The 14563-nt window shown below is 69.9% G+C and carries 16 protein-coding genes, 1 tRNA gene and 1 other RNA gene; 5 read left to right on the top strand and 13 right to left on the bottom strand.

Annotation, left to right across the window (positions count from 1 at the left end):
* Nucleotides 1–3 precede the first annotated feature (3 nt).
* From SACCYDRAFT_RS04460 to SACCYDRAFT_RS04425, 8 genes are all read right to left on the bottom strand, one after another.
* On the bottom strand, nucleotides 4–1677 hold the full coding sequence (locus SACCYDRAFT_RS04460) for an ATP-binding cassette domain-containing protein (RefSeq protein ID WP_005453981.1): 1674 nt from the start codon (nucleotides 1675–1677) through the stop codon (nucleotides 4–6).
* Between the two features lie 210 nt (nucleotides 1678–1887).
* A tRNA-Ala gene (locus SACCYDRAFT_RS04455) sits at nucleotides 1888–1960 on the bottom strand.
* A 61-nt stretch (nucleotides 1961–2021) separates the two neighbouring features.
* On the bottom strand, nucleotides 2022–2576 hold the full coding sequence (locus SACCYDRAFT_RS04450) for a YbaB/EbfC family nucleoid-associated protein (protein ID WP_005453979.1): 555 nt from the start codon (nucleotides 2574–2576) through the stop codon (nucleotides 2022–2024).
* Between the two features lie 8 nt (nucleotides 2577–2584).
* Entirely contained in the window at nucleotides 2585–2971 is a 387-nt protein-coding gene (locus SACCYDRAFT_RS04445; RefSeq protein WP_005453977.1) for a YbaB/EbfC family nucleoid-associated protein, read from the bottom strand.
* Between the two features lie 62 nt (nucleotides 2972–3033).
* Entirely contained in the window at nucleotides 3034–4152 is a 1119-nt protein-coding gene (locus tag SACCYDRAFT_RS04440) for a C40 family peptidase (protein WP_005453975.1), read from the bottom strand.
* On the bottom strand, nucleotides 4149–4490 hold the full coding sequence (locus tag SACCYDRAFT_RS04435; RefSeq protein ID WP_005453972.1) for a hypothetical protein: 342 nt from the start codon (nucleotides 4488–4490) through the stop codon (nucleotides 4149–4151). Before SACCYDRAFT_RS04435 ends, SACCYDRAFT_RS04440 begins: the two co-directional genes overlap by 4 nt.
* Nucleotides 4491–4602: 112 nt before the next feature.
* On the bottom strand, nucleotides 4603–5418 hold the full coding sequence (locus SACCYDRAFT_RS04430; RefSeq protein WP_005453971.1) for a DsbA family protein: 816 nt from the start codon (nucleotides 5416–5418) through the stop codon (nucleotides 4603–4605).
* Entirely contained in the window at nucleotides 5357–5965 is a 609-nt protein-coding gene (locus tag SACCYDRAFT_RS04425) for a DoxX family protein (RefSeq protein WP_043536147.1), read from the bottom strand. The genes SACCYDRAFT_RS04430 and SACCYDRAFT_RS04425 overlap by 62 nt, the downstream gene beginning before the upstream one ends.
* Nucleotides 5966–6015: 50 nt before the next feature.
* Between SACCYDRAFT_RS04425 and SACCYDRAFT_RS04420 the strand changes: the two genes are divergently transcribed.
* Together SACCYDRAFT_RS04420 and hrpB are read left to right on the top strand one after the other, a co-directional pair.
* Nucleotides 6016–6855, top strand: a complete 840-nt coding sequence (locus SACCYDRAFT_RS04420) for a glutamate ABC transporter substrate-binding protein (protein ID WP_005453962.1) — start codon at nucleotides 6016–6018, stop codon at nucleotides 6853–6855.
* Nucleotides 6852–9371: an ATP-dependent helicase HrpB gene (gene hrpB, locus SACCYDRAFT_RS04415; RefSeq protein WP_005453960.1), complete on the top strand. Its 2520-nt coding sequence runs from the start codon at nucleotides 6852–6854 to the stop codon at nucleotides 9369–9371. The genes SACCYDRAFT_RS04420 and hrpB overlap by 4 nt, the downstream gene beginning before the upstream one ends.
* A 60-nt stretch (nucleotides 9372–9431) precedes the next feature.
* On the opposite strand, the gene SACCYDRAFT_RS04410 is transcribed toward hrpB, so the two are convergent.
* The 5 genes from SACCYDRAFT_RS04410 to ssrA form a co-directional block, all read right to left on the bottom strand.
* Nucleotides 9432–10202 (bottom strand): ion transporter, encoded by a 771-nt coding sequence (locus SACCYDRAFT_RS04410; RefSeq protein WP_043536145.1) that lies wholly within the window; start codon nucleotides 10200–10202, stop codon nucleotides 9432–9434.
* Between the two features lie 80 nt (nucleotides 10203–10282).
* Nucleotides 10283–10690 carry a DUF2267 domain-containing protein gene (locus SACCYDRAFT_RS04405; RefSeq protein WP_005453957.1) on the bottom strand — a complete coding sequence of 136 codons (408 nt, stop codon included), beginning with the start codon at nucleotides 10688–10690 and terminating at the stop codon, nucleotides 10283–10285.
* Between the two features lie 5 nt (nucleotides 10691–10695).
* On the bottom strand, nucleotides 10696–10920 hold the full coding sequence (locus SACCYDRAFT_RS04400) for a hypothetical protein (protein WP_005453955.1): 225 nt from the start codon (nucleotides 10918–10920) through the stop codon (nucleotides 10696–10698).
* 60 nt (nucleotides 10921–10980) lie between these two features.
* Nucleotides 10981–11196 (bottom strand): DUF3072 domain-containing protein, encoded by a 216-nt coding sequence (locus SACCYDRAFT_RS04395; protein ID WP_005453953.1) that lies wholly within the window; start codon nucleotides 11194–11196, stop codon nucleotides 10981–10983.
* A 135-nt stretch (nucleotides 11197–11331) separates the two neighbouring features.
* Nucleotides 11332–11704: a transfer-messenger RNA gene (gene ssrA / locus SACCYDRAFT_RS25670) on the bottom strand.
* 207 nt (nucleotides 11705–11911) lie between these two features.
* Between ssrA and SACCYDRAFT_RS04390 the strand changes: the two genes are divergently transcribed.
* Genes SACCYDRAFT_RS04390 through SACCYDRAFT_RS04380 form a run of 3 tightly spaced genes read left to right on the top strand, consistent with a single transcriptional unit; the run spans nucleotide 11912 to nucleotide 14460 of the window.
* Nucleotides 11912–12610 carry a sensor domain-containing protein gene (locus SACCYDRAFT_RS04390; RefSeq protein ID WP_005453951.1) on the top strand — a complete coding sequence of 233 codons (699 nt, stop codon included), beginning with the start codon at nucleotides 11912–11914 and terminating at the stop codon, nucleotides 12608–12610.
* Between the two features lie 17 nt (nucleotides 12611–12627).
* Entirely contained in the window at nucleotides 12628–13791 is a 1164-nt protein-coding gene (locus tag SACCYDRAFT_RS04385) for a sensor histidine kinase (protein ID WP_085979187.1), read from the top strand.
* A gap of 27 nt (nucleotides 13792–13818) precedes the next feature.
* Nucleotides 13819–14460 (top strand): response regulator transcription factor, encoded by a 642-nt coding sequence (locus SACCYDRAFT_RS04380; protein WP_005453948.1) that lies wholly within the window; start codon nucleotides 13819–13821, stop codon nucleotides 14458–14460.
* Nucleotides 14461–14563: the final 103 nt, after the last annotated feature.

Raw genomic sequence — 14563 nt, 5'->3', positions numbered from 1 at the left:
CGTTCACCCTCGCTCTCGTGCCACGCGGGTCTCGTCCCAGACCGGCGTCGTGGATTCGCAGACCTCGCCATCCGTTCCGAACACCAGGAACCTGTCGAAGTCACGGGCGAACCAGCGGTCGTGGGTCACGGCGATCACCGTACCGTCGAAGGCGGCCAGTGCCTGTTGGAGCGCCTCGGCCGATTCGAGGTCGAGATTGTCGGTGGGCTCGTCGAGCAGCAGCAGGGTCGCGCCGCCGAGTTCGAGCAGCAGGATCTGGAACCGTGCTTGCTGACCGCCGGAGAGGGAGTCGAAGGTCTGCTCCGCCGCGCGAGCCAGCTCGTACCGGGCCAGAGTCCGGGAGGCCTCATCCCGCGGCATTCCGGACCTGTGCTCGTCACCGCGGTGCAGGATGGTCAACAGCGTTCGGCCGGCCAGGTCTTCTCGCCCGTGCGTCTGGACGAACCAGCCCGGCCGCACCCGCGCACCGAGCCGGGCCGTCCCGGTGTGCTCCACCGGTTCGACCGCCATACCGGTGACCGGAGTGTGTTCGGCCGAGGGTTCGCTGCCGCCCGCCGCGAGGAGGCGCAGGAAGTGGGATTTTCCTGAGCCGTTCGAGCCCAGTACCGCGATCCGGTCGCCGTACCAGACATCCAGGTCGAACGGGTGCATAAGACCGGTCAACTCCAGCCCCTCGCAGGCGAGCACCCGTTTGCCGGTCCGACCACCACGAAGCCGCATCGACAGCCTCTGCTCGCGCGGCTGCGCCTCCGGCGGTCCGGCCTCCTCGAATCGGGCGAGCCGGGTCTGCGCCGCCCGGTACCGGGAGGTCATGTCCGAGTTGTAGGCGGCCTTCTGTTTGTACATGTGCACGAGCGCGCGCAGCTTGGCCCGCTCCTCGTCCCAGCGCCGCCGCAGTTCGTCGAGCCGCTCGAACCGCCGTTCGCGCGCTTTCCGGTAGGTGGCGAACCCGCCCGCGTGCACCCAGGCGGTGTTGCCAGCCGCACCCAACTCCAGGGTCACGATGCTTCGTGCGGTGCGTGCGAGCAGTTCGCGGTCGTGACTGACGTAGAGCACGCTCTTGCTGGTCTCCCGCAGGCGGTCCTCCAGCCAGCGTTTACCCGGCACGTCCAGGAAGTTGTCGGGCTCGTCGAGGAGCAGCAGGTCGTCCGGCCCGCGCAGCAGCGCCTCCAGCGCCAGCCGTTTCTGCTCACCACCGGACAGCGAGGTCACCGCGCGCTCCCGGCATCGCGCGAACGGGACACCGACGGCAGTGGTCGTGCACACGTCCCACAGCACTTCCGCGTCGTAGCCCCCCGCTTCACCCCAGGACGCCAGCGCGGACGCGTAGGCCATCTGCGTGTCCGTCGTGTCCTGTGCCCGCATCGCCTTCTCCGCGCGGTCGAGTGCTACGAAGGCTTCGCGGATCCTCGGCGGCGCTACCGACAGCAGCAGGTCGCCCACCGTCGAGCCTTGGACGAACTGCCGCATGACCCCGAGACTTCCGCTGCGGGACACGGACCCCGAGTCCGGAGCCAGCTCGCCGGTGACGATCTTCAGCAGCGTGCTCTTACCCGCGCCGTTCGCCCCGATCAGAGCCACCCGGTCCCCGTCACTCACCCGAAACGACACCTCGCTGAGCAGCGGGCGGCCGTCGGGAAGCGAGTAACCGACGGACGTGATGTCGAGATGCCCCATACAGGCAAAGTATCACACGTGTGATAAATCCTCGGGCGATTCCTGCTCGTTGCCCACGGAAGTACTCCAGCCGGCACGGTCACCCACGGGATCACGACCCCGGTGAGACGAAACGAAGCGGCTCGTCGTCGCCGCGGACGATCCGAGCCCGAACACGAAAAGGCCCCGCCATATCAAGCGGGGCCTTTCGATACATGTTCTCGATTTACGTGGAGCTAAGGGGACTCGAACCCCTGACCCCCTCACTGCCAGTGAGGTGCGCTACCAGCTGCGCCATAGCCCCGTGTTCGTTTGTGCTGACAACTATACAGGGCCGTGGAGCGCACCTCGCACGGGGGGTCTCCCTACCGGTCCGACCGCAGCATCGCCGGGTCGAAGGTGTCGAGGTCGTAGTCGTCGGCCTCGTCCTCCGGACCGCCTCCCGCGTCGTCCGGCTGCGTCTGCGTGGTGCGGCCCGTACGCCGTTCGGCCTCCCGCAGCCGCTCCTCGCGCCGCCGCTGGAACTCCTCCACGGTGATGCCCGTGTCGGCCTGGGGATCACGCGCAGGCGCGGGCATACCGGAGAGCTGCTCGATGAGGTACGTCATGTCCTCGCCCAGCCGCAACGCCACCATGTTGTAACTCGCCTGGATGGCCTCCCTCATCGCCACCTGCGCGACCTCGACCAGCAGGGAACCGAGCCGCTCGGGCCCCCAGTTCACCGCCGAGGGCGAAAGCCACAGCCGCAGCAGCTTGCCGCGCGCGTCCACCGTCAACTCCATCGTGTTGTCGACGTCGTGCGCGGTTCCCGTGGCCTTGGCCATGAGCGCGTCCACGGACGCCAACGCGTCCTGGCGAGCCCGGGCCTGCGCGATGAGCTCCCTGGTGCTCCCGCCTCCGACCGGCACCTGTTCGATCACCGCGTCCCTCACCCTCTCCCCAACACCGGGTAGTCGTCCTCCTCGTCATCTGGCAACGGCTCGTAACCCAGCGACGCCAACGTGGCATCCCCGTCCGGGCCCAGCACGGGGGACAGCGCGCGGTACATCCGGTCGCCCGCCCGCCGCGTCGCCGTGTGGGCCAGAGCCAGGATCTGCTGCGCGAGCGCGTCGGTGCCCGACCTCAGCGCGGCATGGGTGAGCCGGACCCCCGTGAGCAGTCCTCCGGGTGCGACCTCGACCTGGATCGCGCCGTCACCCGACTCGGCCTTACCGCTGACGGTGCCCACGCGGGCGAACTGGTCGGCGGCTCGCTGCGAGGTCTGCCGCACCTGCTCGTCGATCCGGTTCGCTTCGCGTTCCGCGTCCAACTCCATCACTCCCCCACAACCCCCGGAGAACACACCGCACCACTGTCACTTGCCGTCATGGACCGCACCTATCCGGTGGGCCGGTAGAAGCCGATGAACTGCTGCCCCGCGTTGGTGGTGCGGATGGGGTTGATGCTCACCGGGTCACCGGCCTCGATCATGAGCCCGTCACCGACCACCATCGCGACGTGGCCGGACCACACCACGAGGTCACCGGGCAGAAGCTGGTCCTGCGACGGCACCTCCGCACCCACGGTCTGCTCCTGCGCGAGGCGGGGGATGTCGAGACCCGCCTCGCGGTACGACGTCATGGTGAGCCCACTGCAGTCCAGCCCCACCCCGCGTTCCGTGCCGCCCCACACGTAGGGAACGCCGAGCTGCGAGATCGCCGCGCGCACGGCCTTGGCGGCCGTTTCGTTCGGCGCCTCGACCGTCTGCCCGTTCGGCAGGTTGATCTTCACGCCGGTACCTGGCTGCGGAGGAATCGCCACCGGAAGGCGCGGCTTGGTCACGGCACCGCCACCACCGCTGTAGCCGCCGCCACCGGAGCCGCCACCGCCACCGCCACCACCGCCGGAGCCCTGTGAGTTGAACGACGACGCGACCTCGGTGCTCGCACTGCTCGCGGTCGTCGACCCGCTGTCGCGGCCGAGTTTGCCCGCGATGTCGGTCAACGTGGACAACGTGCGGTCACTGATGTCGGCCGACTGTCCGGTGAGCTCGGCGATCTTCTGCTGGAGCCGGACCATGAGCTCGCGCACGGCGGCCTGACCGCCCGTCGGCACCGGCGGGGTCTGCCTCGCCGCCGCGACCGCCTTCATCGTCTTGCTGATCTCGCGGATGATCTCCTCGCGGACCCGGTCGTTCTCGACCTGCCCCACCTTGAGAGCCTCCGCCGCCTCGGCCACCGCGTTCTCGATCTCGATGCTCTCGTCGAGCAGCGCCTGGACCTCGTCCTCCAGCGCCTGTGCGGTACCGACGGCGTTGTCCGTGGCGTTGCCCGACGACCGCTCCGACAGCAGTACGCGCTGGGCCGAGGCGGTGCCCCGAACGCCGTCCAGCGACGTCCGCAACGCCGCCTGCCCGCCCACAGCGGAGTCGATGGCCGCGTCGTCGGTGCGCATGCGACGCGCGAACTGGTCGGGCAGGTCCAGCGCCGCCCTGGTGACTTCCGCGGTCTCGGTCATCCGAGCTCCTTGCCCAGCCGCTGAATGGTGCTCTGCTGCTCCGACTCGACGACCTCGTAGTTCGCGCTGGTACGACGCGCGGCGTCAGCCATCGCCTGCCAGTTGCCCCCGAGCTTGCTCAACCGCTCCTGGACTCCGCGCATACGCGCGGCGTACGCGCCGGAGAACCCGGCCTCCGCGCCCATCGCGGAGAACCCGTCGCCGCCCAGTTCGATGTGCGGCGAGACGTGCCGGTCGGATGCCTTCCTGACGTCGTCGCCGGTGGGGTCGATGCTGCGGGCGTAGTGGTCGTAAGTGCCTTCCTCGACCCAGAAACCCCTGTGTGGTGTGCCGTCCACGTCACCCTCCTTCGCGTGAGTGCGACGCGGTGGACTACCCCACGGTTCCCTCCTCGCGTGCACTCCGGGTCGAACACTAGAACACCGGGAGTACACGCAAGACGGGAAACGCTCAACTCGCCTGCGTGCGCACGGCCTTGTCGAGCCAGGCGGTGTCACCGAGGTTCACGATCCTGCCGTTCGCGACGACGGTCGGCGTGCCGAACCCGACCTGACCGCCACCGAAGTCCTGGTGCAGGCTGGTGTCCTCGCTGACCCGCTGCATCTCCTGGTCGAGCAGCTTCTCGTACTTCCCGCTCCGCACGCCCTCGGCGAAGGCGTCGCTGGTGATGCCGAGGTCACGGCCGAGCTGGATCAGCTGTTCCTTGTCGTAGCCGCGCTTGCCCTCCTCGGGCTGGCTGGCGAACAGGCTGTCGTGGAACTCGACGAACTTGCCCTCGTCGGCGGCGAGCAGCGCCGCGTTGGCCGCCTCCATGGAATAGCCGGGCGGGTCCGACTGCTCCACCAGCATCGGCAGCATGTGCTGGCGGACCTGAAGCTGTCCCTGGGCGACCTTCTGCATGATCTGCTGGCCGTACTGCTGCTCGAACGTCGCACACACCGGGCAGAGGAAGTCGGCGTACACGTCGATCGTCGCGGGGGCGTTCTCGTCGCCGAGCACGACCACGGCACCGTCCCTGCGCTCGGCGATGTCCGCCTGCACCGACTCGGTGGGGATCGTCTGCCCCTCCGTGGCGTTCTTGGACGCGTTGGTCCACACGAGCCCGCCGATCACGACGGCGAGTACGGCCACGACCACGCCGACGATCACGGCGATGCGCTTGCCGTCGCCACCACGCCGTGCGGCGGCTACGGCCTTCCCGCCGTCATTCCTGGCGGCCAACTGCTGTTGGCGCCGTTTCCTCGCCGTCCGCTCCGCTCCGCCCACTGGGGTCCTTCCTCGAATCGTCATTCCGTTCGGTCGCCTCGGCCGCCCGCTGCGACGTCTCCCCCGTCGCACTCCGCCCACGCCTCAGCCAGCCGTCGACCGACAGCGGCGTGTCCGGCCTCACCGACAACCACACGGCCAACGCCAGGAAACCGACGTCCCTGGCGATCTCCTGGGGGTAGGCCGTCTCACCCGGTGCCACCTCCCCGCCACCACCGAAGCAACCGCAGTCGATGGTCAGTCCCCGAGCCCACGACTGCACCACTCCGGCGACGAACACCACGAGCAGCACAGCCGACGCGATGGCCGTGATCCGGGTGACCATGCCGAACAGCAGCAGCAACCCGAAAACGATCTCCGCCAGCGGCAACGCGGTGGCCACCACGCGCACCAGCCCCTCGGGCAGGACGTCGTACGCCTGCACAGCGAGGTACGTCTGGCCCGGATCGGCGACCTTGAAGGTCCCCGAGATCAGCCAGACGGCCGCCAGCCCGATTCTGGCGAGCAGTCCGATGCCCTGAAGCAGCCGTCCACGGGAGAGAAGCACAACCTCTAGGCTAGCCAGCGCACCTGTGAAAATCGTGAGGGGCAACGGCGATGCGACGGCTCAGATGCCTGGTCAACGTGGCTTTGGCAGGGATTCTGCTCGCGGCGTGCTCGGCCACCACTGCCGAACCCGGCTCGATTGTCGCCCGAGCGAGTGACACCGAATCGTTGACCATCGGCATCCGGTTCGACCAGCCGGGCTTGTCGGAGCGGACCATCGACGGCCGCCTGGTCGGCTTCGACGCCGACGTCGCACGGTTCGTCGCGGCCGAGCTCGGTGTCGCCGAGGAGAACATCGTCTGGCGGGAGACCATCCCCTCGGCGCGGGAGGACGCTCTGCGTTCCGGCGCCGTCGACCTGGTCGTGGCCGCCTACTCGATCACCGACGAACGCAGCCGCGAGGTGACGTTCGCGGGCCCGTACTTCGAAACGGGACAGGGCCTGCTCGTGCGGCGCACCTCCGCCGACCCCGCCGACATCTCCGGCCCCGACTCACTCGCCGGGCGCACGGTATGCACCTCCACGGGTTCCACCTCCGCCCACAACGTGAAGCAGCGGTTCGGCGATTCGGTGAAGCTCGCGGAGTACCCGCGCGTGTCCGAGTGCGTCACCGCGCTGATCGCCGGCCGCGTCGACGCCGTGACCACCGACGGCGCCATCCTCGCCGGATACGTCGCGCAACACCCCGAACTGATGACGCTCGCCGGTGACCGGTGGTCCACCGAGAGCTACGGCATCGGCCTGCGCAAGGGTGATCTCGACGGGCAGGCGGCCGTCAACGCCGCCCTCCGGAAGATGATCGACTCGGGGTCGTGGCGCGCGTCGCTGGAACGGCACCTCGCCCCGTCCGGTGTCGAGGTCTCCGACCCACCGGAGATCGAGGGCCCATGAGCGGCCTCGACACCGTGGTGCTGCCCGACCTCCCGGTGCGTGCCGTGCTCGCCGACGTCGGCGCCGCTTTGGAAGCACACGGCAGCGCCGTGCTCGTCGCCCCACCCGGCACCGGCAAGACCACACTCGTGCCGCTGGAGCTGGCAAGGCGCGTCCACCGCGAGGTGACCGTGGCGGAGCCACGTGAAGTGACCGTGGCGGGGCCACGTGAAGTGACCGTGGCGGAGCCACGCAAAGTGGTCGTGGCGGAGCCGCGCAGGCTCGCCGCCCGTGCCGCCGCCTCACGCATGGCGGCGTTGCTCGGGGAACCGGTCGGCGGCACCGTCGGTTACTCGGTGCGGGGCGACCGCAGGGTCTCCGCCCGAACCCGCGTGGAGGTGGTGACCTCCGGGCTCCTCGTGCGGCGCCTCCAGAACGATCCCGAGCTGAGCGACACGTCGGTGGTGGTGCTGGACGAGTGCCACGAACGCCACCTCGACGCCGATCTGCTGCTGGCACTGCTGCTGGACGCTCGCGCGGGGCTGCGGGACGACCTGCGGCTCCTGGCGACGTCGGCGACCGTGGCGTCGGAACGGCTGGCCGCGCTCCTCGGAGACGCGCCGGTCGTCACCGCGGAAGCCCGGGCGCATCCCGTCGACGTCGTGCACCGGCCACCCGACCGAGGCGAACGTGTCGAGGCCTGTGTCGCCAGGGCCGTCCACACGGCACTGGCGGAGAACGACGGTGACGTCCTCGTGTTCCTCCCCGGCCTTGCCGAGATCGACCGGGTGGGGAACCTGCTCGGCGACCTCGACGCCGACGTCGTGGTGCTGCACGGCCGCCTGTCGGCGAGGCAACAGGACACGGCGCTCACCCCGGGACCGCGGCGCCGCGTCGTGCTGTCGACGGCGGTGGCCGAGTCGAGCCTGACGGTGCCCGGAGTGCGCGTGGTGGTGGACTCCGGGCTCGCGCGTGTACCCAGGGTCGACCACCGGCGTGGCCTTCCGGGGCTGGCGACCGTGCGGGTGTCGCGCGCGGTCGCCGACCAGCGGTCCGGCCGGGCCGGGAGGGAGGCGCCCGGGGTGGCGTACCGCTGCTGGCCACGTGCGGAACACGCGAGCCTGCCCGCCTACCCGGAACCGGAGATCCGGGCCGCCGAGCTGTCCCGGCTGGCGCTCGAACTGGCGTGCTGGTCCACTCCGGACGGTGCCGGGCTCGCCTGGTGGGACCCGCCGCCCGAGGGTGCGCTCATGGCGGGGAGGAACCTGCTGGCCACGCTGGGTGCCGTGGACACCGACGGCCGTCCCACCGCGCGAGGACGGCGAATGGCCTCCGTGGGACTGCACCCGCGACTCGCCCGCGCGCTGCTCGACGGGGCCGAGGTGGTCGGTGCCCGGACAGCGGCCGAAGTGGTGGCGCTGCTCGACGCGGGCTCGAAGCGAACCGACCTCGACTCCGAACTCGCCCGCCTGCGCGGGGCGGACGACCTTCAGGCGCGGCGCTGGCGGCGGGAGGTCACCCGCCTCGGTGCGCTCGTGGACGACCACGGTGGCGGTGACTCGCGCGACCCCGCCGCTGTGGTGGCTCTGGCCTATCCCGAACGGCTGGCCCGGCGGCGACCAGGGCGGCCCGGCAACTCGCCCGTGTACCTCCTGGCAGGTGGTACGGCGGTGGAGGTGCCGCCCGGAAGCGGACTCGGCGACAGCGAATGGCTGGCCGTCGCGGAGGCGACACGGGAACCGGGGCGCGCGCACGGCGTGGTGCGCCTCGCCGCGGTGGCCGACGAGCGCCTGGCCACGTGGGCGGGCGCGGCGCTGGTGACCGAGAAGGACGAGATCGCCTGGACCGACGGTGACGTCGTCTCCCGCCGGGTACGGCGACTCGGCGCCGTGACGCTCTCGGAGCGTGCCCTGCCGGATCCCGACCCGACGGCCGTGCGCGCCGCGGTGTCGGACGGCCTGCGGCGGGAGGGCCTGCGCCTGCTCCCGTGGCCCGACGACGCCACCCGGCTGCGGCAGCGCCTCGCCTTCCTGCACCGGCACCTCGGCGAGCCCTGGCCCGCCGTCTCCGACGACGAACTCCTCGCCCGGATGGACACCTGGCTCGGACCGGAACTCGGCACCGTGCGCCGCCGCGCCGACCTCGCCGCTGTCGACACGACGGCGGCGCTGCGCCGCCTGCTGCCCTGGCCACAGGCGGCGCGGTTCGACGAACTCGCCCCGGAACGGCTTCAGGTGCCCACCGGCTCACGAGTGAGAGTGGACTACTCCGGGGACGAACCCGTACTCGCGGTGAAGCTTCAGGAGACCTTCGGGTGGCGCGAGACCCCGAGGATCGCCGACGGGACCGTGCGCGTCGTGCTCCACCTGCTGTCACCCGCCGGCCGACCGGCCGCGGTGACCTCCGACCTGGAGTCGTTCTGGCGGCACGGCTACGCGGGAGTGCGCGCGGAACTGCGCGGCCGCTACCCGAAACACCCCTGGCCGCCCGACCCGCTGACCGCCGAACCCACGAAAGGTACGACCCGCCGCCGCTGACGCCGTGTCCGCAGCCCATGCACGCGTACGTAACCTGCGGACACGAGACGGGGCGTTCCGTCAGCTTCGGTGCGCGGGCCGCGTCGGGTCCGCACGCTCGTGGAGGCCCTCGGCCACAGCGGCGCGGACCTGCGCTTGGTTCTCCCTCACGGCGTGCGCGAAGAACACGTCGGTCCGCGGGTCGCTCAGCACGTCGAGGACGACGCGGATGGTGGTGTCCACCAGCGAGCGCAGGATCTCGTCGTGGAACGGCAGCCCGGACAACCGGCCCGCCTGCGGATCGTTCTTCACCTTCTCGGTGACGATGTCGAGCAGCAGCTCCCGGTGCTCCTCCACGGACCGCGCGATGTTACGCGGGTACCGCCCGGTTTCGAGCACCTTCGCCACCTCGTCGAGCACGGCGACGGTGACCGGTTTCTTGATGGCCACCACGATGGGGCGCGAAAAGCGTTCCACGAACCGCTGGGTCGCCCTCTCCCCGAACACGCGGTCGGTGGTGCGGGCCAACCGCACCACCAGCACCACGATCCGCAACAGACGGAGACCGCGAAGTGCCGGATGGGCGATGGGGATCATGCCCAGCACCTCGTACCAGCGGCGGATCGGGAACCGCCGGTTCCAGCGCGCCATCCGCCACCGCCAGAGGAACTCCAGCGCGAAGACACCGCACACGACGGTGTCCACGACGAACACGGTGTGCGCCGTCTCCTCCGACACGTCGAAGAAGGTCACGTAGGAGAGCAGCCCGACCGAGAGCGCCGCGAGCGCCACCATCGCGATGTCCACGGTCCACCTGCCGACGCCGCGGGCTTCCACTGCAGGAGTAGCCATGCGCGGCATTGTGCCGAACACCGCACGAGCTCACCCGGCTCCCGCATACCCGCGGCGCCCTCACCGCATCAGAAGGCGGCTCAGCTCATTTCTCCCTTGCTCCCGGAGTCCACGAGCGGACGCAGCTCCTCCGGCAACGAGTCACGGACCTTGTTCAGCACCCCCTGGGTCGCCTCACCCGTCACTTCGAGGACCACCCGGGACCCGTACACAGCGTTGGGCTCGGGGAGGTGTCCGCGTTCCGACACCCGGCGCACGAACTCGTCGAGCCCGAACCGCTCCCCCGACCCCGCGCCGCCCATGGTGATGGTCCTGCGCAGGTTCTCCCCGATCTCGATGGGCAACTGGTCGGCGAGATGCGTGGCGACCTGCTCCGGAATGCGTTCCCCGAGGGTTTCCAGCGTCGCGCGAGTCAGCCCTTCCGCCTCGCCGCGGCTGGCCAACTGCGCCCGCGCCTGAACCTGACCGATGAAGTGATCGTGGTCCATGGACGTCAACCTTTCTTCAGCCGCTCGGCCAGCAGTTGCTTGCCCTGCTCCCCGGCCTTGACGTTGTTCTCCTGGATCTTGCGGAACCAGGTGGCGAGTTCGTTGTCGCCCTCTCGCTCGGCATCGGCGATGTAGGTCTCCATCTGCCAGGCGTATTCGAGCGATGCTTGCAACACGCTGATGAGGTTGTAGTTCTTGTCCTTGACCGGACTCGGCGGTTGCGACGTCATCCGTGGCTCCTCTCGTCCCTTCGCAGACTTGCCGGGCGTCGGGAGGCCCAAACAGCGGCGTCAACCACCGCGCCCGGTGCGTTTCCGGAGCTCGTCGATCCGCTCGGACGCCTCCGCCTTGTTCAGCTCATCCGGCACCTGCTCACCGGCCTCCTGCGCGAGGGTGTTGAGGTAGGAGCGCTGCGGGCCGGTCATCGGTTCGGCTCCGGTGACCCAGTCGTCAGGGTCCTTCTCGGGTGTCGGCTCCGGTCGCCCGGTGCGCTTGTCGTCGGCCATGTCGTCACCTCGTTCGCTCGTGTGTTCGACAGCCGACTACCCGGTGGCGGGCGCCGGTATGCAGCGGTCGAGCCGACCGCGGCGGCCCCCACGAAACAAGAAGGCCACCCGCTGAGCGGGTGGCCTTCTTGCCGGTCGTGGAGGTGCCGGGAATCGAACCCGGGTCCTCTGCCGCCTTTCCAGGGCTTCTCCGTGCGCAGTTCGCTGTGTCTCTGCTCGGCCCCACCGGTCACGCGAACGAGCCGGTGTGACGGGCCCAGCCACTGTTCGCTTCCCAACCGGTTCCCGTGGCCGGAACCGGCGGTGAGCCTCCTAGCTGATGCCGGCGAACCGGGGCGGAGGCGTCCCCGGGCCGACAGACTTCACCGTCGCTCAGGCGGCGAGGGCGAAGTCGCGCTGACTGTTCGTCTTGGCGCTTGTATTTATTGCGACGACGCTTGCGGTGGTCGTTGCCTGCACCGGCACGCTTCCCCTGGATCAACGTCCAGAGTCGAAACCGTTCACCCCCTAGTTCAGCTGATCTCTTCCGATCACTGCACCAAGGATAACGCGGGGCGCAACCCGATAATTCCCGTGGGCCGACGTCCCCACACACCTCCCCACACACCTCAGGGTGGGGACAGCCCTACCCCCACGAGACCAGCAGGCCTGATGGCCGGAGGGGCCCTGCTCGGTGATGCTGGGACGGACGAGAGAGCGAAAGGACGTTCCAGCCATGTCGACGGTACGGTCCCACGACGACCACGAGCGCGGCCGTCCTTCGGTCGCGGGCTCACTCACCTACCTGCTGTTGAGCTTCCCCATCGGTGTCGCCGCCTTCGTGGTGCTGCTGACGCTGACCGTCTTCGGGATCGGCACCGCCATCGTGTGGATCGGCCTGCCGGTCCTCGCCGGTACGGTGCTGTTGACGAGGGGAGCCGCCCACGTGGAGCGAGCCCGCGTGTACGCCCTGCTCGGCGCCTACATCCCGCCCTCGACCAGGCCGTTGCCGCAGGGAGGTCTGAAGCAACGGTGGCGGACCCGGCTCACCGACTCGGCGACGTGGCGGGAGTACGTCTACCTGTTCCTGCTGTTCCCCCTGGGTATCGCGGAATTCGTGCTGATGGTCGCGACGTGGAGTGTTTCGTTGGCTCTCCTCGCGCTGCCGGTCTACTACCGGTTCCTCCCCGGTGGCGCGTGGCACTTCCCGTCGCATGACGTCTCGCTGCGCTGGGTGACGGTCGACTCCGTCTGGACGGCCCTGCCGTGGTCGGCGCTCGGTGTGCTGTTGCTGGTGTGCACGGCACTGCTGACCCGTGGACTCGGGGCGGCGCACGCGCGCTTCGCCAAGGCGATGCTGGGTCCGACGTTCAACCGGATGCGGGAGCTCGACGCGGACGACACCGAGACGGCCCCGTTCCCGGTGCGCCCGTGACCACGGAGAATGTGCGCATGCCGAACAAGGCTTCCGCAGACCCCAAAAGTTCATCGGCGGGCTCACCGGAGCGACCACGAGGGTGGCTCACCCTCCTTTTCATGATCGCGAGCTTCCCGCTGCGACTCGTCCAGTTCGTGCTGATCGTCTGCGGCACGTTGATCGGGGTCGCCACCGTCGTGATCTGGATCGGTATCCCGATCCTGACGGCGACGATCTGGCTCGTGCGCGCGTTCGGCGACCTGGAACGGGCATGGGTACGGCGGACACTGGGTGTGAGCGTCCCCGACGCGGAACGCGCACGCGGTGACGGCGGGTGGGGCCGACGCTGGTTGACCCGGGCGACCGATCCGACGACGTGGCGCGACCTCGCGTACCTGATGCTCGCCTTCCCCATCGGAATCGTCGAGTTCGCCGTGGGTCTGGTGGCCATCCTGCTCGTGCCGGTCGCGATCTGGGTGATGCCGACGCTCGGATGGCTGCACGCCCAGCTCGCCTCCGCCCTGCTCGGACCTCCGAAGGCGCAGAGGGCGGAGGCGCGGGCCCAGCGGCTGCAAGCGTCGCGGGCGCGCGGCGTGGACGCGGCCGAGGCCGAACGACGACGCATCGAACGCGACCTCCACGACGGCGCGCAACAGCGACTCGTCTCGGTGGCCATGACCCTGGGCCGGGCGAAGGCCAAGGTCGGCGCTGGTACTCGACCCGACACCGACGCGCTGCGGGAGCTGATCGACGAGGCGCATTCCGACGCGAAACTCGCGGTGTCGGAGCTGCGCGACCTCGCCAGGGGCATCTACCCCGCCGTGCTGGCCGACAGGGGCCTCGACGCGGCGCTGTCCGCGCAGGCCGCCAAATCGCCCATTCCCGTCGACGTGACGGTGGAGGTGGAGCCCCGCCCTCCCGCGGCCGTGGAGACGACGGCCTACTTCATCGTGGGTGAGTCTTTGACCAACATCGCCAAGCACTCCGGAGCCGACCGGGCCTCCGTGAGGGTGTGGCGCGACGGCGACACCGTCGTGGTGGAGGTGACCGACGACGGTAAGGGCGGCGCGAGTCTACGACCCGGTGGTGGCCTTGCGGGCCTCGCCGACCGGGCTGCGACCATAGACGGCACCGTTTCCGTCGTCAGCCCACCCGGCGGCCCCACCGTCGTCCGAGCGGACCTGCCGTGTACGTGGTGAGCTGTATCGCACACCTGGGGAGTACACATGCGCGTGGTCATCGCGGAGGACGCCGTCCTGTTGCGGGAGGGGGTGCAGCGGCTGCTGGCCGACGACGGCGTCGAGACGGTGGCCGCTGTGGACAACGGCGATGACCTGATAGAGGCGGTTCAGCAGCACCGTCCGGATCTCACGATCGCGGACGTGCGGATGCCCCCGACGTTCACCGACGAGGGGCTGCGGGCGTCGCTGCGGGCGCGGCAGCTCGTGCCGGGTCTGCCGGTGCTGGTGCTGTCGCAGTACGTCGAGGAGACGTACGCGGTGGAGTTGCTCTCCGGCGGCGCGGGTGGCGTGGGCTACCTGCTGAAGGAACGCGTGGCCGACGTGGCCGAGTTCCTGGACGCCGTGCGGCGCGTGGCGTCCGGAGGCACGGCGATCGACCCCGAAGTGATCAGCCAACTCATGGCGCGGGGGCGCCGGAACCCGCTGGATTCGCTCACCCCGCGCGAATCCGAGGTGCTGAGCCTCATGGCGCAGGGTCTCACCAACAGCGCCATCGCCTCCCGGCTCGTCGTGTCACACGGTGCCGTGGAGAAGCACATCGGCAACATCTTCGCCAAGCTCGGCCTGGAGAGCAGCAACACGGAGCACCGCCGGGTCCGTGCCGTGCTGACCTATCTCGGACGCTGAAGCCCCGACGGTGGGTGAGTGGGGACCGCGGAAAGCGAACCGGGGTTCCCGGCGCCGACGCGCTCGCTTCGCCATGCCGCCCGTGCCGGTGTGTCCCCGGTGT

This window comes from Saccharomonospora cyanea NA-134 (genome assembly GCF_000244975.1).
Lineage (GTDB): Bacteria > Actinomycetota > Actinomycetes > Mycobacteriales > Pseudonocardiaceae > Saccharomonospora > Saccharomonospora cyanea.
Note: the sequence above shows the minus strand (reverse complement) of the source record. Positions and strands in the feature narration are given on the sequence as shown.

Bases quoted from the DNA above. Each gene is read 5' to 3' on its own strand.
- SACCYDRAFT_RS04445 (WP_005453977.1), bottom strand. From the start codon at position 2,971: ATGGAGTTGGACGCGGAACGCGAAGCGAACCGGATCGACGAGCAGGTG.
- SACCYDRAFT_RS04390 (WP_005453951.1), top strand. From the start codon at position 11,912: ATGTCGACGGTACGGTCCCACGACGACCACGAGCGCGGCCGTCCTTCG.
- SACCYDRAFT_RS04385 (WP_085979187.1), top strand. From the start codon at position 12,628: ATGCCGAACAAGGCTTCCGCAGACCCCAAAAGTTCATCGGCGGGCTCA.
- SACCYDRAFT_RS04395 (WP_005453953.1), bottom strand. From the start codon at position 11,196: ATGGCCGACGACAAGCGCACCGGGCGACCGGAGCCGACACCCGAGAAG.
- SACCYDRAFT_RS04460 (WP_005453981.1), bottom strand. From the start codon at position 1,677: ATGGGGCATCTCGACATCACGTCCGTCGGTTACTCGCTTCCCGACGGC.
- hrpB (WP_005453960.1), top strand. From the start codon at position 6,852: ATGAGCGGCCTCGACACCGTGGTGCTGCCCGACCTCCCGGTGCGTGCC.
- SACCYDRAFT_RS04410 (WP_043536145.1), bottom strand. From the start codon at position 10,202: ATGGCTACTCCTGCAGTGGAAGCCCGCGGCGTCGGCAGGTGGACCGTG.
- SACCYDRAFT_RS04440 (WP_005453975.1), bottom strand. From the start codon at position 4,152: ATGACCGAGACCGCGGAAGTCACCAGGGCGGCGCTGGACCTGCCCGAC.
- SACCYDRAFT_RS04405 (WP_005453957.1), bottom strand. From the start codon at position 10,690: ATGGACCACGATCACTTCATCGGTCAGGTTCAGGCGCGGGCGCAGTTG.
- SACCYDRAFT_RS04420 (WP_005453962.1), top strand. From the start codon at position 6,016: ATGCGACGGCTCAGATGCCTGGTCAACGTGGCTTTGGCAGGGATTCTG.
- SACCYDRAFT_RS04380 (WP_005453948.1), top strand. From the start codon at position 13,819: ATGCGCGTGGTCATCGCGGAGGACGCCGTCCTGTTGCGGGAGGGGGTG.
- SACCYDRAFT_RS04400 (WP_005453955.1), bottom strand. From the start codon at position 10,920: ATGACGTCGCAACCGCCGAGTCCGGTCAAGGACAAGAACTACAACCTC.